The 24,853-nt window shown below is 65.1% G+C and carries 21 protein-coding genes; 7 read left to right on the forward strand and 14 right to left on the reverse strand.

All coding sequences use genetic code 11. The annotated features are described in order from the left end of the window. Nucleotides 1–16: 16 nt before the first annotated feature. From I8J29_RS27735 to I8J29_RS27745, 3 genes are all read right to left on the reverse strand, one after another. Nucleotides 17–1,138: a phosphodiester glycosidase family protein gene (locus I8J29_RS27735; protein ID WP_208850602.1), complete on the reverse strand. Its 1,122-nt coding sequence runs from the start codon at nucleotides 1,136–1,138 to the stop codon at nucleotides 17–19. A 216-nt stretch (nucleotides 1,139–1,354) separates the two neighbouring features. Then, complete coding sequence (locus I8J29_RS27740) at nucleotides 1,355–2,023, reverse strand: MgtC/SapB family protein (RefSeq protein ID WP_338113303.1); 669 nt, start codon at nucleotides 2,021–2,023, stop codon at nucleotides 1,355–1,357. Between the two features lie 262 nt (nucleotides 2,024–2,285). Next, on the reverse strand, nucleotides 2,286–3,098 hold the full coding sequence (locus tag I8J29_RS27745; protein ID WP_208850603.1) for a phytanoyl-CoA dioxygenase family protein: 813 nt from the start codon (nucleotides 3,096–3,098) through the stop codon (nucleotides 2,286–2,288). 128 nt (nucleotides 3,099–3,226) lie between these two features. Between I8J29_RS27745 and I8J29_RS27750 the strand changes: the two genes are divergently transcribed. Together I8J29_RS27750 and I8J29_RS27755 are read left to right on the forward strand one after the other, a co-directional pair. Then, entirely contained in the window at nucleotides 3,227–4,120 is an 894-nt protein-coding gene (locus tag I8J29_RS27750) for a helix-turn-helix domain-containing protein (protein ID WP_208850604.1), read from the forward strand. A 73-nt stretch (nucleotides 4,121–4,193) separates the two neighbouring features. Further along, on the forward strand, nucleotides 4,194–4,646 hold the full coding sequence (locus I8J29_RS27755; protein ID WP_208850605.1) for an HIT family protein: 453 nt from the start codon (nucleotides 4,194–4,196) through the stop codon (nucleotides 4,644–4,646). 171 nt (nucleotides 4,647–4,817) lie between these two features. Here the strand turns inward: I8J29_RS27755 and htpG are convergent, their stop codons facing one another. Further along, nucleotides 4,818–6,707 (reverse strand): molecular chaperone HtpG, encoded by a 1,890-nt coding sequence (gene htpG, locus I8J29_RS27760; RefSeq protein ID WP_208850606.1) that lies wholly within the window; start codon nucleotides 6,705–6,707, stop codon nucleotides 4,818–4,820. A gap of 818 nt (nucleotides 6,708–7,525) precedes the next feature. Here htpG and udk point away from each other — a divergent pair. The 4 genes from udk (at nucleotide 7,526) to I8J29_RS27780 (ending at nucleotide 10,450) form a co-directional block, all read left to right on the forward strand. Continuing rightward, complete coding sequence (udk, locus tag I8J29_RS27765) at nucleotides 7,526–8,176, forward strand: uridine kinase (RefSeq protein WP_208850607.1); 651 nt, start codon at nucleotides 7,526–7,528, stop codon at nucleotides 8,174–8,176. A 25-nt stretch (nucleotides 8,177–8,201) separates the two neighbouring features. Then, complete coding sequence (locus I8J29_RS27770) at nucleotides 8,202–8,633, forward strand: ester cyclase (protein WP_208850608.1); 432 nt, start codon at nucleotides 8,202–8,204, stop codon at nucleotides 8,631–8,633. 396 nt (nucleotides 8,634–9,029) lie between these two features. Then, nucleotides 9,030–9,398 (forward strand): P-loop NTPase family protein, encoded by a 369-nt coding sequence (locus I8J29_RS27775; RefSeq protein WP_208850609.1) that lies wholly within the window; start codon nucleotides 9,030–9,032, stop codon nucleotides 9,396–9,398. A gap of 236 nt (nucleotides 9,399–9,634) precedes the next feature. Further along, a complete protein-coding gene (locus I8J29_RS27780; protein WP_208850610.1) occupies nucleotides 9,635–10,450 on the forward strand; it encodes a DUF2935 domain-containing protein in 816 nt (271 codons plus the stop codon). Between the two features lie 122 nt (nucleotides 10,451–10,572). Here the strand turns inward: I8J29_RS27780 and I8J29_RS27785 are convergent, their stop codons facing one another. Both I8J29_RS27785 and I8J29_RS27790 read right to left on the reverse strand, forming a co-directional pair. Further along, complete coding sequence (locus tag I8J29_RS27785) at nucleotides 10,573–11,604, reverse strand: methyltransferase domain-containing protein (RefSeq protein ID WP_208850611.1); 1,032 nt, start codon at nucleotides 11,602–11,604, stop codon at nucleotides 10,573–10,575. Nucleotides 11,605–12,096: 492 nt separating this feature from the next. Further along, nucleotides 12,097–12,471: a GNAT family N-acetyltransferase gene (locus tag I8J29_RS27790; protein ID WP_208850612.1), complete on the reverse strand. Its 375-nt coding sequence runs from the start codon at nucleotides 12,469–12,471 to the stop codon at nucleotides 12,097–12,099. Between the two features lie 264 nt (nucleotides 12,472–12,735). On the opposite strand from I8J29_RS27790, the gene I8J29_RS27795 reads away from it, so the two are divergent. Next, entirely contained in the window at nucleotides 12,736–13,206 is a 471-nt protein-coding gene (locus tag I8J29_RS27795; RefSeq protein ID WP_208850613.1) for a hypothetical protein, read from the forward strand. Between the two features lie 43 nt (nucleotides 13,207–13,249). On the opposite strand, the gene I8J29_RS27800 is transcribed toward I8J29_RS27795, so the two are convergent. From I8J29_RS27800 to I8J29_RS27835, 8 genes are all read right to left on the reverse strand, one after another. Continuing rightward, entirely contained in the window at nucleotides 13,250–14,455 is a 1,206-nt protein-coding gene (locus I8J29_RS27800) for a glycoside hydrolase family 18 protein (protein ID WP_208850614.1), read from the reverse strand. A 39-nt stretch (nucleotides 14,456–14,494) separates the two neighbouring features. Then, entirely contained in the window at nucleotides 14,495–16,258 is a 1,764-nt protein-coding gene (locus tag I8J29_RS27805) for a polysaccharide deacetylase family protein (protein WP_208850615.1), read from the reverse strand. A gap of 41 nt (nucleotides 16,259–16,299) precedes the next feature. Beyond that, on the reverse strand, nucleotides 16,300–18,171 hold the full coding sequence (locus tag I8J29_RS27810) for a glycosyltransferase family 2 protein (protein WP_420831167.1): 1,872 nt from the start codon (nucleotides 18,169–18,171) through the stop codon (nucleotides 16,300–16,302). A 54-nt stretch (nucleotides 18,172–18,225) separates the two neighbouring features. Then, nucleotides 18,226–19,539 carry a nucleotide sugar dehydrogenase gene (locus I8J29_RS27815; RefSeq protein WP_420831169.1) on the reverse strand — a complete coding sequence of 438 codons (1,314 nt, stop codon included), beginning with the start codon at nucleotides 19,537–19,539 and terminating at the stop codon, nucleotides 18,226–18,228. 37 nt (nucleotides 19,540–19,576) lie between these two features. Next, nucleotides 19,577–21,067, reverse strand: coding sequence for a polysaccharide deacetylase family protein (locus tag I8J29_RS27820; protein WP_208850622.1), 1,491 nt, complete (start codon nucleotides 21,065–21,067; stop codon nucleotides 19,577–19,579). Nucleotides 21,068–21,157: 90 nt separating this feature from the next. Continuing rightward, nucleotides 21,158–22,609 carry a polysaccharide deacetylase family protein gene (locus I8J29_RS27825; protein ID WP_240546538.1) on the reverse strand — a complete coding sequence of 484 codons (1,452 nt, stop codon included), beginning with the start codon at nucleotides 22,607–22,609 and terminating at the stop codon, nucleotides 21,158–21,160. Nucleotides 22,610–22,987: 378 nt separating this feature from the next. Further along, the gene (locus I8J29_RS27830) at nucleotides 22,988–23,698 is read right to left on the reverse strand and encodes an HAD family hydrolase (protein ID WP_420831168.1); all 711 of its coding nucleotides are present in this window, start codon (nucleotides 23,696–23,698) and stop codon (nucleotides 22,988–22,990) included. A 235-nt stretch (nucleotides 23,699–23,933) separates the two neighbouring features. Beyond that, a partial coding sequence (locus I8J29_RS27835) for a helix-turn-helix transcriptional regulator (RefSeq protein ID WP_208850619.1) occupies nucleotides 23,934–24,853 on the reverse strand: 920 nt, incomplete at its 5' end.

The following is a 24,853-nucleotide window of genomic DNA, read 5'->3' on the forward strand; positions in this document are numbered from 1 at the left end:
CGATAACCTGCAATGCCTACGACGCCGATTGCGTCCGCGGCTTCGAGGAGTCGAAATGCTCCATGTCGATGCCGCTCCAGATATTGCCCGCGTCGAACGCCTCCGGATGGTCGAACACGAGGAACGCGGAAGGCAGGTAGCGCATGCCGTATTGGCTCGACGGCTTGTTGACGACCGCGTCGTCCTTCACGAGCACGGTCGAGGAGCCGCCGTCCAGGTTCGCGGCCGTGACCGCGCCCCGCGCCAGCAGCAGCTTCTGGATGTCGTAGAGCGTCGCGCCGACGGAATACCCCGGCTGGCGGCCGTCGATGACGACGAACATAATCGTGCCGTCCTTCTGCTGCGCCATGACCGTCCGGGGCGCGATGCCCCAGCCGTCGGCTTCGTTCTTGATCAAGCCTTTGCCGTTGACGATGAACTTCGGCTGGAACGTGACGGCGTCCCGAACGCCCATCTCGAGCAGCTGCGAAGGCTTGTAGCGGCCGGCCACCATCAAGCCGTCGCGGTCGATGCCGACGACGTTGACCGAAGCCTGCATGCCGTCGCCCTTGTAGAGCACCTTGCCGCCGGACATGACGATGCCGGCCGGCTTGAAGCCGTTGCCGTCCCAGTTCGGATCGTCGAACGCCCCGCCGTTGACGCCCGCGATCGCGCCCGTGCGCTTCACCATGCTGAGCACCGTTTCGCCGGAGCCGACGATGCTCGTCGTGGCGACGCGGATCATTTTCGGATCGTGCACGTACATGATGTACCCTTTGTACTTCGCGGTCGAGATCCGCTCCAGCTGCACGTCGCTGTCGGGATGCGCGGCCAGGTCGACGTTATGCTCGTCCTTGATCTGACCCATCTCGTCGAATTTCTTGGCATACTCCGCCACCCGGCGGTCGAGCTCGCTCTGGCCGATCAGGTACTTGGCCAGGTACCGGTGCTGGCTCGTGATGAGCGTGTCCGCCATCATGTAGCGCATGTCCGAGCCCGAAGGCGTCAGGTAAAACCAGCCCGCTCCGCCGAGCATCGCGACCAGCAGGCCGGCGAACAAGAGCGACAACCGTTTTCGCCACCGCTTGGGCTTGCCTAATTTTTTGTACCGTTTGCTTTTATAATGAGGCTCGAACGGAGCCTGCGTCTGCGTGTCCATACGATTCTCCTTTGCTAGCGCGTAGTTGGCGATATGCCGCGTCAAAACAAAACGGACGTCCGCCGTCCGCTGTCTTCACCCACTATACGCCCGCTAGCTTAAGAGAAGCTGAAAATCCGCCGTGCAAATGATGGAAGCCCCGCGGAAACGCGCGAAGCCGCGCCGCGCCTCGGGCCGCGAGGGACGACCGCGGCCGCGCGGCCGCATCCGCCGCGGCTACTGCAGGTCGACCTGCAGCACCTGCGGCAGCCGCTGAATGAGACGCAGCAGCCGTTCCGCGTCTTCGGCGCCGGCCACCTTGACGGCCATGTCCAAGCGCAGCTCCGGCGCATCGCCCTCCCGCCGCTTCTCGGCATGGAACTGCAGCACGGCGATGCCGGCCGTCTTCAGCGCGTCCTGCAGCGCCTCCACCGCGCCATCCTCGTCGGCCAGCCGCACGGACAGCTGCTCGTTCTTCGGCGCCGCGATCCAGCCGAAGCCGCTGTGCAGCAGCTTCTGCGCGGCCAAGAGGAGCACGGTCACGCCGATGCCGAGCACGTAGAGGCCCGCGCCGACCGCCATGCCGATGCCGGCCGTGGCCCAGATGCCCGCGGCGGTCGTCAGCCCTTTGACCGTCTGCCGCTGCGTGAAGATCATCCCCGCGCCGAGGAAGCCGACGCCGCTGACGACCTGCGCCGCGATCCGCGACGGATCGAGCCCGACGCCGTCGTCGCCCAGCATGTCCCCGAACGCGTATTTGGACAGCACCATCATGAGCGCGGAGCCGACCGCCACGACGAAATGCGTGCGGATGCCCGCTTCCTTCATCCGGTTCTTCCGCTCGTAGCCGATCAGCAGCCCGCATGCGCCCGCGACGACGATGCGAAGCAGCATTTCGTACTCCACGGTCCCCGCCTCCTTTCATCCTCTATATGTACGCCAATTCGGCGCGATTCAATCATCCCCTTATTATGGCAGTCCCTTCGCGGACTTGCCAGTCCCGGCCGGCTCGGAATTTCCGAGCGAGGACCGTACGGACGAATAACGAAAAAGAAGGCCGGACGGCCTTCTCTCGCTGCTGCGTTTCGTAACCGCGTCCGATCGGCCGCGGACGCTCGCGAAGGGTGCGGTCTCTCGGCCGCTCGGCTTCGCTTCCGCGTTCGGCCGCTCAGTGCGGCTCGGCGGCGTACGGCGTACCGCACGGTCCGCCGCCCTCGCCGCGGGCGACCGTGACGACGCGCCCGTCCGCCGCGTGCAGGTCGTCGTGAATGTGATGCCCGAGCCGCAGCGTCGACGCGCCGACGTAATGGCAGATGAACGACCGGCGGAACCGGTCCGCCGAGCGGTTCGGGTACGAGCCGTGAATCGTGCTGCCGTTGAAGAACAGCACGTCCCCCGCCCGCATATCGGCCGGCACGACGACCGCCCCTTCGGGCAGGTCGACTTCGTCGGGGAAGTACGACAGCGACGCATCCGCCTCGTGCGGGCACTGGATGGCCTCGCGCTGCGTCTTCGGCACGAGCACGAGGCCGCCGTTCTCCTGATCGGCGTCGTCGATCGCCGTCCAGGCGGCGATGCACGTCCCCGGCTCCGCCTGCAAATAATAATTGTCCTGGTGCAGCGCCTGCCCCCGCGCCCCCGGCGGCTTGAAGTAGAACATGCTCTGCGCCGCCAGCGGTTCCTCGCCGAACAGCTCCGCGAGCGCGGCCATGACCCGCGGGTCCAGCATGTACGCCCGAGCCGTCGCCAAAATCCGGTGCGGATACAGAATGCGCGGATACATCAGCAGCGGCTCCCCGCCCGCCGCCTCGAACGTCTTCGGCTCGAAATACCCCGGGATGCCGCCTTGCTTCACGACCTGCGCGAAGCACGCGCGAATCTCCTCCACCTGCGCCGCCCCGAACAGCCCCCTTGCGATCACATAGCCCTCTTCTTCGAACTGCCTCCGCTGCGCTTCCGTCAAGATCGTCCCGATCGCCATCGCTCACCGCTCCCGTTTTGTGATACGTTTATTGTAAGCGGCATCAGGCGCGCCCGGAAATGAAGGCGCCGGCTGTCGTGTTGCACAAAACGGCTGCGCGGGAACGCGCGGCCCGGGGAGGCCCGCGGATGCCGAACAAATATCTGTACGAATACGAGCAGGAAACCGCGCCGACGTCCGGCGTGCTCATGGCGGATCATTTCCGCCGGTCCTACGGCTTCTACGGCCATCGGCCGCGGGGCACGTTCGACTGGCTGCTGATCTACACGGTCGCCGGAAGCGGCGCCTTCCGCGTCGGCGACGCGGTGCTGACCGCCGGGCCCGGCGACGCCGTGCTGCTGCCGCCCGGCGTGCCGCATCATTACGCGGCGGGCGAGGACGGCGGCTGGGAGCTGCTGTGGACGCATTTCCTCCCGCTCCCGGAATGGCGGCCGTACCTCCGGCTGCCCCGGACGGAGGAAGGGCTGCACGCGGTCGCCGTCGCGGACGGACCGGGCCGGCCGCGCCTCGAGGACGCGTTCCGCCGCCTGATCGCCGACGCCCGCCGCGGCAGCCGCTCGGGGCAGGCGCTGGCCCTGCTGGCGCTGGCGGAGATCCTCATCCTCCTGCACGAAAGCGCCGAGCGGGAATGGCGCCGCGACGACGCGCCGGTCGGCCAGGACGAACGCATCGCGGAGGCGCTCCTCTACATCGCGGACCATGCGCACGAGCCGCTGGCGCCCGCGCTGCTCGCCCGCCGCGCCGGGCTGTCGGAATCGCGTTTCCGACATCTCTTCAAGGCCGAGACCGGGAAGTCCGCCGCGGCCTGGGTGACGGAGACGCGGCTGCATCAGGCTGCCAAGCTGCTGGAGCTGACGAGCCGCCCCGTCGGCGAGATCGCGGCCTACGTCGGCTTCGAGTCGGCCTATTATTTCACGCGCCGGTTCACGGCCGCCTTCGGCGCGAGCCCGACGGCCTTCCGCCGGCTCGCCGCGGAGCGGCGCGACGCGGCCCCGCGCGCACCGGAGCCGGAGCCGGAATAACGGCCGGCCGCGCGGGTTCGCGCTGCGGACGCGACCATGCGATCCCATAATACACGAAAGAAGGTGCGCCGCCATGGACTGCCTCGGCTGCCGCATCGCGAACGGCCTGGAGCCGGACGCGAACGTCGTCTACGAGAACGAGACGCTTGCCTGCGTGCTCGATATCGCCCCGTTCAACGAAGGCCATCTGCTCCTTCTGCCCAAGCGCCATATTCTCGACGTCGAGGAGCTGGATTCCGCCGCCGCTTATGCGATCATGGACGCCGCGCGGCTGCTGTCCGCGCTGCTCAAGCGGACGTTTCGCCCGCACGGCATCACGATGTGCCAGAACGGCGGCCGGTTCAACGACCTCGGCCACTACCACCTGCACCTCATTCCCCGTTACGAGGGCGATGGGTTCTCCTGGAGCGAGCCGCTTCGTCCGCACGGAGCCGAAGAACGGCTCGCGGCCACGAAAGCGAAGCTAGTCGCGGCGCTCGAAGGGGAAGAAGGGCAGCCGTCCCGCACGGACGCTCGGCCCCGCTAGCCGGGCGGATCCGGGCGGCATTTGCCTGTCCGGCATTCGCCTTTCCGGGCTAGCAGTCTGGCGTCCGCGTACCGCCCGCAACCAAAAAAATCTCCGCCGCGCGGTCCTTATCGGCCCGCGCGGCGGAGATTTTCGTTTTCCTTTTGCTGCCTTGCCTGTCGCTTCTTCCGTTTACACCATCACTTTGCAGATATCGTTCGTGAATGCCACCGGATCCTGGATCGGCAGCCCTTCGATGAGCAGCGCCTGGTTGTACAGCAGCTGCGTGTACAGGCCCAGCTTCTCGCTATCCTTCTCCGCGGCTTCCTTCAGCGATTGGAACACGGGATGGTTCACGTTGATTTCCAGCACCTTCTCGGCTTGGATGCCTTCGTTGTTCGGCATCGCGCTCAGGATCTTCTCCATCTCGATGGACAGCTCGCCCTCGCTCGTGAGGCAGACCGGATGGCTCTTCAGCCGCTTGGACGCCTTGACCTTCGTCACCTTGCCGCTCAGCAGCGTCTGCATTTGCTCGAACAGCGCCTTGCTGGACGGCTCCTCCGCTTCCTGCTTCTCGTCCGCGTCCGGCTCGATGCCGAGGTCGCCGCTCGAGACCGACTTGAATTGCTTCTCCTTGTACGTCATGATCGCCTTGATCGCGAACTCGTCGATGTCGTCGGTGAAGTACAGGATTTCGTAACCTTTGTCCGCCACGAGCTCCGTCTGCGGCAGCTTCTCGATGCGTTCGATCGAGCCGCCCGTCGCGTAGTAGATGAACTTCTGGTCTTCCGGCATGCGCGCGACGTATTCGTCCAGCGAGACGAGCTTGTTCTCCTTGGAGGAGTGGAACAGGAGCAGGTCCTGCAGCACGTCCTTGTTCACGCCGAAATCGTTGTACACGCCGAACTTCAGCTGGCGTCCGAACGCTTTATAGAACGTCTCGTAGCGCTCGCGCTCGTCCTTCAACAGGCCGAGGAGCGTGCTCTTGATTTTGTTCTTGATGTTCTTCGCGATCAGCGTCAGCTGGCGGTCATGCTGCAGCATTTCCCGGGAGATGTTGAGGGACAGGTCCTCGGAGTCCACCATCCCTTTCACGAAGCTGAAGTAGTCCGGCAGCAGGTCGGCGCATTTGTCCATGATGAGGACGCCGTTGGAGTAGAGCTCGAGCCCCTTCTCGTACTCCTTCGTGTAGTAGTCGAACGGCGTGCTCTCCGGCACGTACAGGATCGCCCGGTAAACGACCGCGCCGTCCGCGCTGATGTGAATATGCTTGAGCGGCTTGTCGAAGCCGTAGCGCTTCTCGTGGTAGAACGCCTCGTAGTCCCCGTCGGTCAGCTCGCTTTTGTTTTTGCGCCAGATCGGCACCATGCTGTTGATCGTCTGCTCTTCCGTGTACGCTTCGAATTCCGGCGTTTCGCCCTCGGCGGCGCCTTCCTTCGGCCGCTGGCCCGAGACGTCCATCTTGATCGGATAGCGGATGAAGTCGGAATATTTCTTCACGATGGCGCGCAGGCGGTATTCTTCCAGAAACTCGTCGTAGTTGTCCTCTTCCGCGTTCGGCTTGATATGCAGCACGATTTCCGTGCCGACCGCCGCCTTCTCCGCCGGCTCGATCGTGTAGCCGTCGGCGCCCTCGGATTCCCACTTGAACGCCTGGCCGCTGCCGAGCGCGCGGCTCGTGACCGTCACGCGGTCAGCAACCATGAACGCCGCGTAGAACCCGACGCCGAACTGGCCGATGATGTTGTGGCCGTCCTTGCTCTCGTTCTCCTTCTTGAACGCGAGCGAGCCGCTCTTCGCGATGACGCCGAGGTTGTTCTCGAGCTCTTCCTCGGTCATGCCGATGCCGGTGTCGGCGATCGTGAGCTTGCGGGCTTCCTTGTTCGCCGTGATTTTGACGAAATAGTCGGCGGCGTTGAACGCGATGTTGTCGTCGGTCAGCGCCTTGTAGTAGATTTTATCGATAGCGTCGCTGGCGTTGGAGATCAGCTCCCGCAGGAAAATTTCCCGCTGCGTGTAGATGGAGTTGATCATCATTTCAAGCAGCCGCTTGGACTCGGCTTTGAACTCTTGCTTCACCATGTTACGGAATGCCCTCCCCAAAATGGAATGAATGATGTTAGCACTCAAGCCATCGGAGTGCTAACGCTACTTCCTTTTATAGCATAGTTGGAGGGCCCGGCTCAAGTCCGAACTTGAAGAAAATGCGTTTCCAAGCCGCGGGCGGCGCCGAATTTGTTTGGCCCGTGCTCTTCCGCCGGCCATATATGCCGCTGGGTCACCCTCTTGGCCCGGTTACGGCCGGTTCGCCCCCATGTAGGTTACTGCGTCACCTTCTGGCCTCGGTTACGGCCGGTTCGCCCCCATGTAGGTTACTGCGTCACCTTCTTGCCTCGGTTTCCGCCGGTTCGCCAACCATGTAGGTTACTGGGTCACCTTCTTGGCCCGGTTTCGGCCGGTTCGGCCCCCATGTAGGTTACTGCGTCACCTTCTTGCCTCGGTTTCCGCCGGTTCGCCTCCATGTAGGTTACTGCGTCACCTTCTTGGCTCGGTTTGAGCCGGTTCGCCCCCATGAAGGTAACTGCGTCACCTTCTTGCCTCGGTTTGGGCCGGTTCGCCGGTAATGTAGGTTACTGGAGCACCTTCCTTGGCTCGGTTACGGCCGGTTCGCCCCCACGTAGGTTACTGGAGCACCATCCGCGGCCCATCTGCCCGACGACCCCGCGCCGAGCGTCGCCGCCATCTCGAAGCGCCTTCCGCCGAGTCGGCCATGATCCGCCGGAGCCGTTCCTCCCTCGCTCGCCTTAGCAAAATGTACATCCCCCCGCCGGGATGAAATCGGGGGCTCGGTTATGCTACAATACGAGGATTGAACACCGCCAAGGAGGCTGCTTTGCACAATGCTCATCATCGGAATCGCCGGGGGCACCGGCTCCGGCAAAACGACGGTCGCGCGCTCCGTCATCGAACGGCTCGGCACGAACGACGTCACGTTCATTTCCCAGGACAATTACTATAAAGATCATCCCCATCTCTCCATGGCCGAACGGGAATCGCTCAACTACGACCACCCGCTCGTCTTCGACAACGAGCTGCTGATCGCGGATCTGAAGCAGCTGCGGAACGGCCAATCCGTGCAGGCGCCGGTCTACGATTTCACCGTCCATGCCCGCTCCAAGACGGAATCGGTCGGGCTGCGCCCGAATCCGATCGTCATCCTCGAAGGGCTGCACGTGCTGTCCGACGAGCGCCTGCGCGAGCTGCTGGACATCAAGGTGTTCGTGGACACGGATCCGGACGTGCGCATTCTCCGCCGGGTGCTGCGGGACATCGAGGAGCGCGGCCGGACGATCCAATCCATTCACCATCAATATTTGACCTCGGTGAAACCGATGCACGAGGCGTTCATCGAGCCCTCCAAGAAATACGCGGACATCATCATCCCCGAAGGCGGCGAAAACCAGATCGGCATCGAGCTGCTGACGACGCTCACGGAGAAATACGCCAGGAACGGCGGCGAGCTGCCGGATGGCATTACCGGACGGTCGTAAGCTTGAGCGTTAAGGAGGCGGCGGCATGAACCCGATCGGCGTGGTACGGGGATTTTTCGAGCAGGTACGTTCGGGGCGGAACCCCGATGCGGCGGCGGCCTTCATGGCCGAACGGGTGCTGGCCCGCCAAGTGACGGCCGAGCGGGAGACGACCGTCGAGCGGTCGCCCGCGGACTACGCCGCGCATGTGCGCGAGATGCGGGATGCCTATGGCGAATTCGACCTCGCCGTCGAGGAGCTGATCGCCCAAGGCGACCGCGTTTATGCCCGCTGGCGGCAGACCGGCGCGCATATCGGCGAGGTCGACGGCTTCGCGCCTACGGGCAAGCCGATCGTCGAGCTGGCGAGCGCCGTCTACCGCGTGGCGGACGGGAAGATCGTCGAGTATTGGATCCAGATCGACCGCGAGGGCATTCGGCGCCAGCTGGAACGGAACGCGGAAGCGGAAAAGTTATAAGAACAGTTATAGAAATAGAAATAGGAATAGAATAGAAATAGGAATAGAAATAGCAGGCGCCATGACGGCCGGGACGAGTCCCGGCTTTTTTGTCGTCCGCGGCCGGCGTACGGCGGGACATCCCCCCTCCCTTGCGGAAGAGCGTAAGAAGCGGACCCGGCGCTTGCCTGCGCAGATCCGCCTCCACACAGGTTGTGTGAAATTATGCAAAAAATACCGAAACGAACTACCCCGTCGCTTGGTTCTATTCCTTTACTATTTGCAATTATTCCGACATATCTGCCGCTCGCGATATTCATTAAAAACAAGCAAAATTATATTCGATCCACATGCCCAAAGGGCCAGCCGTTCACGCCGAAAAGGAGACGAAATCGTGCCCCTCGCAAAATCCGCATCATGGGCTCGGTCGGCAGCGGCAAGTCCGCGCTGACGCGGGAGCTGTCCGCCCGGCTGGGCGTGCCGTACTGCGAGACGGATCATCTCGTCTGGCGGAGAAGCCCTGGCGGGCCGGATGTCCGCAACGACGTTAAGACGCGCGACGCCCTGCTGGACGCGGCCATCGGCGCGAACGGCTGGATCGCCGAAGGCGCGCACGATAAGCGGACGCGCCGAAGTTTCGAGGAAGCCGATCTGATCGTCTATTTGGACACGCCGGTCTGGCGGAGGAACGTTCGAGTTCTGAAACGGTTCGCGCGGCAGAAGCCGGGCCTCGAGCACGGCAATTACAAGCAGACGCTCGCGATGCTCGTCAACATGTACCGATGAAGCTTCGGCCATGCGCGGCGGGACAAGGCGGTCATCCTCGAACTCCTTGAGCCGTACCGCGCGAAAACGCTGATTCTGCGCGACAATTCGGACCTGGCCGCCATCTTAAACCGCCCCTGAACGACAAGGCCGAAAAGAGGGAGGGCATGTCAGGTTTCATGAATAGCGCCGCTCTCACATATCCTTACCGTGTGCGATTCATAACCGTGTGCGATTCGAAAAGGAGGAGGCGGAGCATGGACGCTTTCGTGGCGCGTTCGCTGGAGGAAATCCGTTTTTGGGCGAGGATCATGAAGGAGCATTCCTTATTCCTGAGGTTGGGGTTCCGCTGCGAAGACACGCAGCTGATCCAGGAAGCCAACGGCTTCTACGCCGTGTTCGAGGGTATCGAGGCAAGGGCGCATGCCTTCACGGCGGCGACCGACCCGCAGCAAATCCGCGCGTTCAACGCGGAGGTGCATAACGCCGTTTCTCACATCTGGGTGTTCAAGCGCAAAGTATTGGGGCTGATCTTGACCTGCCAGCTGCCCGGGGCCAACAACTTCCCGCTGCTCGTCGACCACGTGAGCCGGGAAGCCAATTACTTCCGCAATCGCCTCGCGGAGCTCAACAACGGCCGGCTCGAGCCGCTGCCGGACGCGATCATCGACGAGAACGTGTTTTTCTTGAAGATCATGGCCGACCATGCGAAATTCATCGGGCATCTGCTCGATCCGTCGGAACGGAAGCTGGTGGACCAAGCCCGGGAGTTCAGCAACGATTTCGACCAGCTGCTCTGGCAGGCCCAAGACTTGAGCTCGATGCGGCCGCAATCGCAGACCAAGCCGCTGCTGTCGCAGTTCCTCGACCAGAACCGCGTATCCGTCGCGAGCCTGCGCGATTTCAAGAAGACCGCCCGCGACCTCATCGAAGCGTGCCGGATCAAAAGCATCATCCATCCGCTGCTCGCCGACCACGTGTACCGGGAAGCGGTTCATTTCCTCGCGATCATCGACCTGTTCGAGCAGGCCCTGACCGGCCAAGCGCCGACGCCGCTGCCAGCCGCGCACTAGACGCGAGCGCCGTTCCGCTCCCAAACAAGCCGCCGAGTTCCTCGGCGGCTTGTCGTCGTTCGTCGGGCATTCGCAATTCCACACGCGAGGCCTAACCGGCCGGCCGGGCAAGCCGCCGCCGTTTACGCGTGCCGAAGCCTGTAGAGCGTCGGATGCAGCCCCTTCAAGCTCAGCGTCGCCACCGCGTCGCAGCCCAGCTGCAGCCGCTCGGCGGCCTCCCGCAGGGCGCCGTCCGCATCGGTGAGACACAGGATGCTGCCTTCCCGCGCGACGACGCGCTTTAGCTCGCGCAGCAGGTCCGCGTACAACGCGGGCATCGCCTCGCCGGCCGAGATTTGGCGGCCGAACGGCAAGTTGGTGACCGTCTTGTCCACGGCCCCCGCATCGATCGGCAGGCGGCGGGCATCCCACTGCCGGACCGCCAGCCGCTCCCGTTCCCCCGCGTTGCCGCGCGCAGCGGCCACCGCCTCCGGCGACAGATCGCCGCCGTCGAGGCGGGCGTACGGGTAGCCGAGCCGTTCGGTCAGAATCGTGCCCGAGCCGCAGCACGGGTCGAGGAACCGGTCCGCGGGCTCCGGGCGCGAAGCCCAGACGAGCGCGTGCGCGACCGAGGGACGCAGCGCCGCCGCGGTGAATGCCCGCTCCCCGCCGCGATAGCGGTAAGCGGCATCCGTCAGCCGCACCGCGAAGAGCGCCTCGTCCTGGCAGAGATCGAGGCGGAATTCCACCTCATGCCCGCCGAGCGCCTCGGCCCGCCACCGCCCGTCCTGCCTTGCGATGCCCCGCGCGGCCGCTTCCGCCGCGTCGAATCGGGAGTACGCGTGCTTCCCCGTCCGGCCGGCGTTGACCTTGAACCGGACCGGTCCGCGGCCCGGCCGGAATTCCGCCGGGAGCCCCTCCAGCCCGGTGCGGAATACGGCCTCCTCCAGATCGGCCAAATGCTTCTTGTGCGGTCCGACGCGGAAGCGGAGAAGCGGCCGGTATAGATTATCCGCCGTCCGCAGCGCCGTCAACGCCTCGAGGGGCAAGCCGGACGCAAAGAACACTTTGCCCCGCTCGCTCCCCAGCGCTGCCGCTCCCGGCAGTTTGAATCGGATTTCTTGTTCCAACAAGGGCTCGAGCCCCGGCAATACGGTCGCAAAATAAGGCGTCATCGCGTCCCGCTCCTTCGCATGGAATAGGCGGCGCAACGCAAAAAAGCGCGAATGGACCAAACGGCCATTCGCGCTTCGGCGCGCACCAGTCGGACCCTCCCCGAGAGGGAGAAGCCCGCGGCTGTACATGACGGCGGTTCCGTTTCTTGATGCCGCAAAGCAGCGCGATGCCATGGCGAAACAGAACCCGACCCTGACGGTATCGAATCGCTTGCCTGGCTGCTCTTCGGCTTATTCGATTGCGTTAACGATCCGCAACCGTCAAGAACACGGCCATCATCATCATGCACAACCCCTCCATTCCTACGAATACGCCCATTATATAACGCTTTCACGAACGGCACAACCCGCTTTCCCCCACGCCGGGACAAGCCGGACAGGGAGCGCGCCGACACGGGTCGTCATGCGCCGCGGCAGGGAAGGCGAACGCGAAAAGCGCCGGAAAACCCGGCTTGCCGCCGTCCCTTCCGGCGCCCGAATGGCGCGTCCCGCTTAGATCCCGTTGCCGCCCGAGCTGTAACGGTCCGAGTAATCCGTTTCCTTGTCGGACTTGTCCCATACGTCCGCGTATTCCGGATGGCGCTTGAACTGCGCCAGGGCGTACGAGCAGGCGGGGATGATCTTGCGTCCCTTCTCCCGCGCCTCGTCCACGACGAGGTTCAGCAGCTGCTTCGCGAGCGTGCCTCCGCGGTATTTCGGATCCACGTACGTATGGTCCAGCACCCAAGTATCCACGTCCACCAGCTTGTACGTGATCTCTCCGATCGGCCCGCCGACGCCTTTCAAAATATAGCCGTTGCCGTGCTTCTCCGCGATAATGTCTTCCGCCGGCACCGTCTCCGGACGCACGTCGTTTCCTTCGTTCATCGCGCTCCACCTCCCGCAGTTTGCATCCGCATGCTTGTTATTCTTTACCCGCTCCGGACGGATTTGATGCATGCCGCCGAGCAAATCCGCTCCTCGCGCGCACCTCGCCTTATCGAGCAACCCCGGTCCTTCGGCCGCCGATAACGAAATCCGGGAACCCGCGACGGCTTCCGTCCCTGCAGGCGCACCCAATTCGCCAACGGCTAGTCCCGCTTTGCCATGCGTTTCATAGAATACTAGAAACGATAGAAAGAGGTGATGAAGATGGCGATTCAATTTTTGGACACGCGCATCTCGATCCACAGCGATAACTTCGGCGGCGCGGAGCCGTTATCCGATCTGCCGCTCTTGATCGGGGATATCGGCCTGCAAGTCGGCGCCGCGGTTCCCGCGAATACGTCGAGCGTCCGCGTGGCGCTGACGGGGACGGCCGTGATCGATTTCGTGACGGTCGTCGAGCCGCCGGCGGAGCCGACCGTCGTATCGCTTACGGTGGAACGCGGCGGAGACGGATCGGCCGGAACGGGCGTGACGATTCTGAACCAGCAGTTCGAAATTTCGGCGCTCGGCCCGCTGTTTCCGATCAGCGTCACCGCCGCCGACTTCCCGCCGGCCGCGGACGTCCTGGCGGGCGAAATCCGCTACACGCTGTTCATCGCGACGGACGGCTTCATCGATTTGGTCCTGTCCGGCCCCGCCGTGTTCAACGGCACCGCCGCGGCGGGCACGACGTAGGCTCAACGCAGGCTCAACGCAGATTCACCCAAAAAAAAGCAGCTCACGGCGCGTCGCCTGAGCTGCTTTTGCTTGCCGGGGCCGATTCCCCGCCGGCCCTCCCGCCGCCGGCCGGCGACGGGTCGTACGCCGCCTTCGCGCCGCGCACGAAGTCCCGCATCTCCGCCGTCAGGCCGCCGAGCCGCCACAGCGCGATCTCGTGCACGCCGGCGTCCCGGGCCGCGCCGATCCAGCGCTTCACCGTCTCGGCGTCCGCGTACCAGACGGTATGGACCTTGCCCTTCCCGTCCGCATAGCGGAAATGCAGGCTGCCGCTGGCGGCGTCGCGCGCGGCCGGCTCGGCGCCCGGGCCGCGGGCCAGCTCCGCCGCCTGCGCCTCCGTGACCGCGGTCGCCTGCTTGTCCGCGGTCCAGTCGAACCCGCCGAGCGACAGCGCGATCGCCTTGTCGCCCGGGAGCCCTTCCATGCGCGCCGCGACCTGCGCGATGAAGGCGTCGTCGGCCTTCGGCCCGGGACCGCTGAAGCCGCCGTACAGGTTGTACGCCATCATGACGTACGCCGGCCCGGCCGGCAGCTCGACGTCCGCGAGCGGCGCGCGCGGCTCCAGCACGACGCGCAGCGTTTTGCCTTCCGCCTGCAGCCGCCCGTACAGGTCGCCGATGAACACGGCGAAATTCGCCCAGTCGCCGTCCGGCACCCGCTCGTAATCGAGCTCCAGCCCGCCGAAGCCGTACGTATCGACCGCGGCCATCAGGTCGCTCAAGTGCTTGCCGCGGCTCGCCTCGGTGGCCAGGAGCCGGCTGACGAGCGCGGGATCCTTCTCCGCCGCCGGCGTGCCGTCCGCCGCGTACCGGTCGTTCACGACCGTCAGCGCCGCCTGCCGCAGCCCGGCCTTCTTCGCCGCGGCCAGCACCTCCGGCAGCGCCTTGCGATCCTCCTCCGTCAAGTACAAGCCGTCCTTGTCGTCGAAGTACGCCGCGAACGCCTGCACGCCGTCCAGCCCGGGCGCGACGTCGGCGAAATCCGCCAGCCCCGCTTCCCACTGCCAATCCACGATCCAGGCCGACAAGGCGAGCGGCGGCGCCGCCGGCACCGCCCCTTCCCCGGAGGGCCGTCCCGCATCGTCCCGGCCGTGCCGGTCCGACGCCGCGTAGATCGCCACGATGGCCGCCGCCAGCGCCGCGGCCGCCAGTCCCAGGAGACCCGCCGTCCGTCTGCCGGGCCGTCCGCTCTTCCGTATGCCGGGCATGCCCGTTCCTCCCGTCCGCCGCGCGGGCGCGAAATCCTGTTAAAACGTCTCGATAAACCAGTCCACGACCCGGTCGAAGCCGTGCTTCGCTTCGGTCGCGGCGCCCTGCAGCCCTTCGTTCGCGTTGCGGTAGATCCGCGTCCGCTCGCCGCCGGCGCCGGCGCCGCTCACCGTCACGTCGACGAAGTGCCCGTCGTAGATGTCGTCCTTGGCGTTCCGCTTGCTCGCTTCCGCCGCGAGCGCGACGCCGCCCTTCGCGATGGACGCGTCGATCGCGCGGTCAGCGAGCAGCGTCTTGCCGTCCACGCGCAGGGTCAGCTTGCCGCCGAGGACCTGCAGGTCCACGTTCCGCGTCTTCTTGATGTTGGCGGGAATGCCCGCGTCCGGCGCCAGTCCCGCCGCCGTCTGCGCCTTCGTGTAGACGGCGGCCTTGCTGAGCGCGAGATCCGCCTCGTTCCACGACACGTCGCTCAGCTTCGCGCCGTACAGCCGCTCGACCGCCTGGCCCGGCTTCTTCTGTTCCACGGCGATCTCGTTGTCGGCGAGCACCGCGCGGACGAACGAATCCGCCGCCCGGTCATAGCGCAGATAGAGGCTCTGCTTGCCGACGACGTTGCCCGCGAGCTTGGCCGCGACCGCGACGTCGGCGTCGCCGTCGCTCCCCTTCAGGTACGCCAGCCCGGCCGCGCCGGGCGGCGAGGTCAGCACGAGATCGTTCTCCCGGAATTCCGCCGCGCCGGACGCCGTCTCCCAATGCGCGGCCCGCGCCTTCTCGCCCCGCGCGAACGTCATCGTTCGGCCCGTGTCCTTGCCGATCTTCATCAGCAGGTGATTCGTCGACCAATACGGCTGCGGCTGCACCCGCGTCAGATCGTAGACGTCGCCGCCCTTGCCGTTGAACGCGCTGCCCTCCCGGGCGAAGTGCAGCCGGAACAGCGCCCGGATGTCCTGCTCGTTCGCGTCCGTCACGAGCCGGTTCATGCCGCTGCCGAGCGAATTGGCGTGCATGATCATGTACAGCCCGGGCACGAAGCCGAGCTTCTTCGCGTACGCGTCCTTCATCAGCGCGTAATCCTTGGCGATGCGTGCCTCCATCTGCTGCCGGTCTTCCGCCGGAATCATGTTCTCGTCGCGGATGAAATCCATCAGGTAGTGGTTGTAGTACGCGACCTCGCTCTTGTTCTTCATCTCGCTCTCGGTCTTCTGGCCGAGGAAAGCGCCGCCGTTGTCGAACACGTTGATGTACGACAGCCGGTAGCCGTTGCTGCCGAGCTCCCAGAAGCCGGTCCTGCGCATCTTCAGCATGTCCTTCGCCTGCAGGAACTTGTTGTCCCCGTTCCCCAGCTTGCCCGCGTACGACAGGAACGTCGCCTTGTCGTTGTACTTCTCGAGCAGCGGGTCGGCGAACAGCGCGGAGTCGTTGCGCCCGTCCTCGAAGGCCAGGAACAGCGCCTTGTCCGGCAGCGGCTTGCCCGCCTTGTAATAATCGAGAATGTCCTGCTGCGAGATCGTCCGGTAGCCTTGGCCTTGCAGCGCCTTCAGCTGCCGGTCCAGCTCGTCCTTCGCGATGAGCTTCGGCGTCCCCGAGCGCCCCACGCCGAAGTACGACAGGGCGATGAACCCCTTGTCGCTGCTCCAGGCGCTCTTGTCCGGTTCCCGGTAAGCCGCCGCGCCCCAGACCGCCCGGTAGACCAGCGCCGCCACGACGACGAGCACGATCGCCTGCACGGCCGTTTTCGCGGCCTTCAGGCGGTTTTTCCTGCGGTAGTCCAGGACGGTGTCGCGTTTCTTCCAAATCGCCATTGCTGCCATCCCTCACCCTGAATCATCCGGCGCCCCTTGCGTTACTGCCCCAATCCGATTCGCTTTTTAGATTTGTTCTTCCGCGCTTCCTTGCGCTCGCGGGCTTCGATGTCCTGCGGCGTCTCGCGCGTGCCCCAGGTCGACTTCCAGAACGTCACCCAGGCGACCGGCATCTGCCACAGCAGCACCAGTTCGTAGAAAATGCAGAACACGAGCCCGAACAGCCACAGCCTGCTCTTGCGGAACAACAGATGCGCGAGGCTCATGAGGAGCGCCATCATCAAGAGCCCCATCAGGAACGTGCTCGGAAACACGTGATGCGCGAGCGGCACGTAGCCGAGGTTGTACAGCACGATGACCGGCGCGGCGATCGGCACGATCAGGCCGATGTAGAAGAACAGCGCCATGAACGGCTCCTTGCGCCAGATGAACGCGCCGGCGCGCAGCGATTCGCGCAGCCAGGAGCGCTTCCAGCGCATCTGCTGGCGCAGGAACACGCCGGTGTCCGACGGCACGATCGTCGAGCAGATCGCCGAATCCTGGTAGCCCGTGCGGTGCGTGCGGAGAATGAAGTTCGTCATGCTGCGGTCGTCCCCGAACGTCGCCGGCTGGCCCAGGAACGTCTGGTTCAGCCACGCGTCGCGGTGCTGCAGGATCAAGTCCTTGCGGTAGCACGACAAGGGACCGGACAAGCAGGTGACGCTGTCGAAATACGATTCCGCCGCCTTCATGATCCGGAACGCGATGTAGTACCGGACGGTCTGCAGCTTCGTGATCGTGTTCGTGTACTTGTTCTCGACGTCCGTGCGGCCCGCGACCCCGCCCATGCGCGGATCCTGGAACGGCTGCACCAAATGCCGGATCGCCGTGGGCTCCAGGAAGCTGTCGGAATCGACGAAGACGACGAGGTTGTGCTTCGCCATCTCGACGCCCTTGACGAGCGCGACGCGCTTGCCGCCGTTCTCCTCGAGCACGTGGAACTTCACGCGGTCCTTGGTCGAGTAGCGCTCCGCCTCTTTATGGATGAGGGCGATGACCTCTTCGATCCGCCGCGCCGAGTTGTCGAGCGACTTGTCGTCGACGACGATGATTTCCAGCTTGTCGGTCGGGTAATCCTGGTTGACGCAGCTCAGAATCGTCCGGTGGATCCACTCTTCCTCGTTGAAGCACGGGATGATGATGGAGACGCCGGGCGTGTAATGCCGGTTGATCGGCACTTCCCGGTACAGGGCGCCGAACAGGTAGCGCGTCAGCAGGAACGCCGCGGCGACGAGACTGTACAGGTACAGGATCAGGTTGTATTTGAAATAGATGATGCTCTCCGCGCGCATGAGCATGATCAGGCAGACCGCCAGGAACAGCGCGCCGCTCGCGGTATAGACCGAATACCCCCACCGCTTGCGCTGAAAATAGCTCGTGAGCGGCTTCGCGAACTCGAACGCGAGCATAAGCCGTTCCTCTCCGTCCTGCTCGCCGGCGAACGTCCGCACGAGCCTCGCGTCCAGCCGGACGGCGGATTCGAACCCTTCCGGCATCGTGCCGGGCGGGATCTGGAAGCGCAGGTTCACGGTCTGGCCGACGACGTACCGGTCGTCGGACGGCGGCAGCGCCACGAGGATGCCCGTCGAGGAGACGTCCGCCGCCTTGCCCCGGTACGCCGACCTCTTCGTCTGCCGCGGGCCGGTCAGGACGACCTCGAAATCCGCCATGTAGCGCAGGCTCAGCAGCCGCAGCCGCTCCAGCCGCTTCGCGTCCCGCGAACCGTCGTCGTCCGTCCCCTCGGCCTTGCCGCCCCGGCGGTCCGCCTGCGTCCGGATCCGCTCGGGATCCGGCACGTTCGAGAGCGTCCGGCGGTCGCCGCGCGGCACGGTCAGCACCTCGACGGCGCGTTTTTTGTTTCGTTTAAACAGCATGACTCGTTTCATCCTTCCCGGAGCCTCCGCGGCCGAACGCCGCTCCCCGCTTCCTTAGAGGCTCCAGTAGTGGAACCCGCCGCGCTCGTAGTCGCCTTTGTCGTAGATGCCTTTGATGTCGACCATGATCTTCGCCGTCCGCGGATCATACAACGGCTCGAAGTCCGCCGCGCCCATCCGCTTGAACGGCGCGTGCGGCACGGCGACGACCACGGCGTTCAAGCCGCGAAGCTCGTCCATGCCGGACAGCTCGATGCCGTACTCGCGGTAAGCGGCGTCCTTGTCCACGTACGGGTCCGCGACGAGCGGCGTGATTCCGTACTCCTTCAGTTCCTTGATAATGTCCGTCACCTTCGTGTTGCGAATGTCCGGGCTGTCCTCCTTGTAAGAGAGCCCGAGGAAGCCGATCCGCGCGTCCGCCAGGTTCTGCTTCAGCTTCACGAGCAGCTTGACGATCTGCTGGGCGACGTACTTGCCCATGCCGTCGTTGATGTGCCGGCCCGCCAAAATGATCCGGGAGCGATAGCCCGTGTCCTCCGCCTTGTACGTCAAATAATAAGGGTCGATGCCGATGCAGTGGCCCCCGACGAGGCCGGGCGTGAACGGCAGGAAATTCCACTTGGTCCCCGCCGCCCGGAGCACCGCCTTCGTGTCGATCCCCATCCCGTTGAACAGCATGGACAGCTCGTTCATGAACGCGATGTTGATGTCGCGCTGCGCGTTCTCGATGACCTTGGCCGCCTCGGCCACCTTGATGCTCTCCGCGCGGAAGACGCCGGCCTCGATGACCAGCTCGTACAGCCGGGCGATCGTCTCGAGCGACTGCGCGTCCATGCCGGAGACGATCTTGACGATGTTCTCCAGCCGGTGCACCTTGTCTCCCGGATTAATGCGCTCCGGCGAATAGCCGACCTTGAAATCGACGCCGCAGCGCAGGCCGGACGCGGCCTCGAGAATCGGCACGCACACGTCCTCCGTCACGCCGGGATAAACCGTCGATTCGTAGACGACGATCGCGCCGGGCTTCAGCCGCTTGCCCACGAGCCGGCTGGCCTCCCGGACGTAATGCAGGTCCGGCACGTTGCCGCTCTTGACGGGCGTCGGCACCGCGACGATGAAGAACCGGGCGCCGTCCAGCTTGTCCGGGTCCGAGGTGAAGTCGACGCCGCTGCCCGCGATCGCCTCGCCGCCCACGTCGCCCGTCGCGTCGAAGCCCTTGCGGTACTCGTCGACCTTCCGCTCGTTCACGTCGAAGCCGACGACGTTCGCCTTCCGGGCGAAAGCGACGGCGATCGGCAGCCCGACGTAGCCGAGGCCGATGACGGCCAGCGGCTCATGGCGGCCGGCGATGCGCGCGTACAGCTCCAAATCCGTATCCGTGCTCGTGCTCATGCTCGTAATCATGCTATCCGCTCCCTTGAGGTTGAAGTCCGATCAGATCCGCCATTTTGACAAAGGTAAAGCCCTTCTTCTTGAGCTGCTCGATGGCGGTCGGGAGCGCCTCGATGGTATGGATGTCGTCGAGCATGTGGAGCAGGATCACGCTGCCGCCCGTCGTCTGCTTCAGGATGCCTTGGACGATGTCGGCCGCGCGGTTCTTCGCGTCCCAGTCGAGCGTCGTCACCTCGTACATCGCGATGACGGGATAGCCCGTCGCGGCGACGACCTTGCCCGTCGCGTCGTCGATGACCCCGGTCGGCGGCCGGAACAGCATCGTCGGCTGCTGCTGGATCGCTTCCGTGATGACCCGGTGCGCCTTCACGATATCCGCCTGCAGCGCCTCCGGCGACAGCGTCGTCACGACGGGATGGCTGTACGAGTGGTTGGCCACGTCATGGCCGCCCTCGATCATGGCCCGGGCGAGGTTCGGATTGCTCTCCGTCCCTTTGGCCCGAAGGAAGAACGTCGCCTTGACGTCCTCGGCGGCCAGAATATCCAGGATCTTCGTAATCGTCTTGTCGCTGCCCCAATCGTCGAACGTCAGGGCGATTCGTTTGTCCTTCAGTCCGTCCTTCCGGTAAACGAGCTTGTACTGCGCGCGCTTGTAGTCCGGATTGATTTTCGCCGCGTCCCAGCCGGGAATCCGCTCCAGCGGCTTGCGCTCGCCGCCGTTCTTCATCAGGTCGCGCAGCGGAACGAGCTTGTAGCCGATATCGTCCGCCGCATCGGCGATGTACGCGATGGCGCCGATGACCTCGGGGTTCACGTCCGTATCCAGATTAATGATCCCGCCCCGCGTCATGAACCGTTCGACGTACTTGCCGATCTCGGCCGCGCTCTGCATCTCCCGGTCCTTCGGGTTGATGTTGTAGCTGACGACGGCTTCCATGCCGAGCTGCGCGGCCGCCAGCCGGACGTCGTCCGTGTAGTCGCCGGACTTGGTCCGCACGTAACGCGGGACGGCGCCCGTCCGCTTCCGAATGACGTCGTTGCTCAGCTTGATCTCGCTGTACACCTGCTCGTAGGGCAGCTTGCTCATGTCGAGCCGGTTCAGCGTATTGTTCTCGATCTCGTGGCCTCTCGCGGCGATCGCCTTGGCGATGTCCGGCTCCTCCGCCACACGCATGCCGGGCAGGAAGAAGGTCGCCCGGATGCCGTATTTGTCCAGCTCGTCCAGCAGCCGGTCCATCGTCGCGGGGTCCGCCATGCCGTTGAACGTCAGCGACAGCTCTTTGCGCGCCGTATAGACGAAATCCACCGCCCGGCTCATCGGGCCGTCGTAGCGGACGATCTCCGCCGCCGGCTTCGCGGGCTCGCTTCCGCCGTCCGCGTCTCCGCCGCCGCCGAACAAGCCGCAGCCCGCGAGCAGGCCGGCGGCCAGCAGCAGCGCCGCGCCCGCGGCGAACCGTTTGCCGGGACGCGCCGCCTTGCCATGCGGCGGTTTCCATTCGTTCATCCCCTGTTGCAAGTCGTAAAACCCCTCCGATTTGGGTCGATTCGGTCGTTTCCGGTTCTTCGCCCGATTCGTTTAAAGTAAGATGCCCGCTTAGGACGCCGTTCGCTTCGGCGCGCCCGCTCCCATCAGCTCCGACATCCGCACGAACGCGAAGCCTTCGGCGCGAAGCTCCCCGATGATGGCCGGCAGCGCATGGACCGTCTGAATATCGTCGAGCATGTGCAGCAGCACGACGCTGCCGCTCTTCGTCTGCGCCTTCACCGCCTGCGCGATCTGCGCCGCGGTCCGCGTCTTGACGAAGTCGTCCGGCGTGACGTCGAAGATCGCGACGTCGCGGTAGCCCGTCGCCCCGACCGCCTTCAACGTCTCGGCGTCGAACTCCCCGGTCGGCGGCCGGAAGATCATCGCCGGCTTCGCTTGGATCGCTTCCGTGATGATCCGGTGCGCCTTCACGATTTCCTCCTGCAGCTGTTCCGGCGTGACGGACGTGATGACGGGATGCGAATAGGTATGATTGCCTACATCGTGGCCGCCTTCGGCGATCGCCCGGGCCAGGTTCGGATTCCGCTCCACGCCGTCGGCGCGCAGGAAGAAGGACGCCTTCACTCCGTACTTGGCGAGCGTGTCGAGAATCGGCGTGACCGTCTCGTCGGTGCCCCAATCGTCGAAGGAGAGCACGACCTCCTTCTTGGCGTCGCCGGCTTTGTTGGACATGACGTTATAATCGGCTTCGGCGTAATCCGAATTGATCTTCGCGGCGTCCCAGCCCGGAATTTGCTCCAGCGGCTTGCGTTCGCCGCCGTCCCGGACGAGCCGGTCCAGCGTGACGAAGCCGTAGCCGGCGCGCTTCGCGCCTTCCGCGATCAGCTTCACGTCTTCTTCCATCGTCCGGTTCTCCTCCGTATCCAGCTCGAGGACGCCGCCGCGGTTGATGTACTTGCGGATGTAATTCCGCTTCTGCAGCGGCGTCTCGTCCTTCCAATTGTGGAGGAACAGGCTGCTGCCGACGACGGCCCGCAGCCCGCTCTGGGCGGCGGCCAGGCGCACGTCGTCCGTGATCGCGCCCGACATCGTCCGGACGTAGCGCGGCGCGGCGCCGGTCTTGCGCGCGATGACGTCGCCGCCCAGCTTGATTTCCCGGTACGTCTCGGCGTACGTCAGCTTGGCGGCGTCCAGCCGGCTCAGCGTGTTGTTCTCGATCTCGTGGCCGCGCGCCAGGATGTCCTTGGCGATGTCCGGCTCCTCCGCTACCCGCATGCCCGGAAGGAAGAACGTAGCCTTGATTCCGTACGCGTCCAGCTCGTTCAGCAGCCGCTCCATCGCGTCCTTGTCGGCCATGCCGTCGAAGGTGAGCGAGAGCTCGCGCTTGGTCGTGTAGACGAGCGACACGGTTTTGCTCTCCGGCCCGTCGTAGCGCGCGACGCCGGGCGCGCCGGACGCTTTCGTCGCGGCCGGCGCCGTCCCGCCGCCGCGCCCGAACAGGGAACAGCCGGACAGCAGCGCGGCCGCGAGCAGAACGGGAATGAGTTTCGTAGCGTTCATGACGTCTCCTTCCGAACGTTCCGTTGTCATATGACGTCGGAAGTATGCCAAATCTTGTTAGGGTAAGTAGTCTTTTAGAACTAGATTCAAGTATTGTCTATTATAGAGAAGCGTACCGGGTTTGTAAAAGATTATTACCCGAATTCGACAACATTGCCTGCACATTTTGACGAAAATCGCGGCGCGGTCGGATCGACGGCGCGGCGTCTAGACGAAACTACCGCCAATCGCCGCCGTTAGCGGCTTCGGGCAGCGCCCGCCTCTGACGGCCGGCCGGTCTGTCTATGAATCTCTTGAACGCGGCGATGCTGCGTTCCGGCGGCTCGCCGAACGCAAAAAAGAGGCCCGCCAGGCCGCGGCCTCCGTGCCCCTTCCGTATCAGCCTTCCAGCAGCAGCGCGCGCAGCTCCGCGTAGCTCGACGCCTCGCGCGTCGGCTCGTGCCCGCTCTCGCGCGCCGCCCGGCGATGGTTGAACCAGACGACCCGCCAGCCGGCCTCGAGCGCGCCGATCACGTCGTTGCGCCACGAGTCGCCGACGTAGACGCTGTTCTCCGGCCGCGTGCCCGTCCGCGCGTTCGCGTGCCGGAACAGCCGCGCGTCCGGCTTGTCCCAGCCGAGCGCGCCCGAGACGAACTGCAGCTCGCGCGGAATAAGCCCGTCCAGCCGCATCGCCTCGATTTTGCGGCGCTGATGCCCCGGCGCCCCGTTCGTGATCAGGCCGACCGCGTCGCCGCGGCGGATCAGCGCCTCCAGCAGCTCCCGCGCGCCGTCGAACATCGCGATGTCGTATTGGCAGCCGATGTAGGCCGCCTGCATCGCTTCCGCCTGCGCGTCCGTCAGCCCGAGGCCGAATTCGGCCATCGTCAGCTGGAACCGGCGCATCCGCATGTAATCCGTCGCCGCCCCCGCCTCCATGGCGCCCGCGCCGCCGAGCTCGAGCGACAGCATGTCGCTGTGGTAGCGCAGCCGGTGATACGCCGCTTCGTACGGAAACGCCGCGAGCGGAATCCGCGGTCCCGCGACCTGCTCCACCGTCTTGCGAAACGGAATCAAATGATCGTACAGCGTATCGTCCACATCGAAAAACACGGCCCTCTTAGCCTCGTCAAGTCTCATCCTGCCGTCACTCCCGCGCTTCATTCATGATGCTTGGTCCGTCCCGTCGCGTCGGCGCCCGCGCGCTTGTCTGTACCGCCGGCACCGCCGCTCGCCTCTCCACTATACGCGATCGCGGCGGCCGTCACAACGCCGCGCGGGCGTCCGGCGCGCGGATGCCGGTCGGCCGCGAAATTCCGCCGCGTGCGGCGGCGCTGCCCGCGCTTGCTCACTCCAGCTCGAGCGGCGTCAAGTAGACCGTCTCGCCCGCGCGCTCCTTGCGGAAGGCGCCGGGCGTCGTCCCCGTCCACTTCACGAACTGCCGGATGAAGCTCTGCACGTTGTCGTAGCCGATGCGCCGCGCGACTTCCTCGACGGCGTGCCCGCCGCCGGTCAGCAGGTGCATCGCCTCCTGCCGGCGCAGCACGGCGAGGTATTCCCGCGGCGACAGGCTGTACGCTTCGCGAAAGACGCGATAGCAGTGGCGGCGGCTGAAGCCGAGCCGTTCGGCCAGCGCCTCCATCCATCCCGCCGCGATCGCCTCCTCGGCATGGCGGTCGGCGACGAGCGACTCGATCGCCTTCGCGATGCGGATCGGCAGCACGTCGGCGCGCGCCCCCGGGCCCTCCAGCCCGGCGATGTGCGTCTCGAGCAGGTCCATGATCGTGTAGACGGCGCGGAACAGCTTCGTCTTCGGCGCCTCGCCGTCCTCCGTGACCAGCCGCAAAATCCGCTTCGCTTCCGGAAGCAGCAGCCGGCTCAGCTCGTGCTCCGGCTTCAGCAGCGGCAGCTTGGCGCGGTTCAGCAGGTTCAGGAACGCCGGATCGTCGACCTGCACGTGCATGACGAAGAAGGCGAACGGCTCCGCCGCCCGGTACGCGTGCAGCGTCATCGGCGGCACCAGGATGAGCTCGTCCTTGCCCTGGCGGTAGGAGACGCCGCCGACCTCGGCCAGCTGCGTGCCTTCGAGCACCAGGTTGAGCTCGAACATCATGTGATGCAGATGACGCCGGCACGACCAGCCCGCCGGCACGCGCCCCGTCTGCGCCCCGTAGAAATACGCCTCGGACTTCCGGTTCGGGATCAGCCTCACCGCTCCGGCGGCTCCGGACGTTTGCGCGGCGTCGGGCGCCGCGGCGCCCGTCCCGG

This window comes from Paenibacillus artemisiicola (genome assembly GCF_017652985.1).
Taxonomy (GTDB): domain Bacteria; phylum Bacillota; class Bacilli; order Paenibacillales; family Paenibacillaceae; genus Paenibacillus_Z; species Paenibacillus_Z artemisiicola.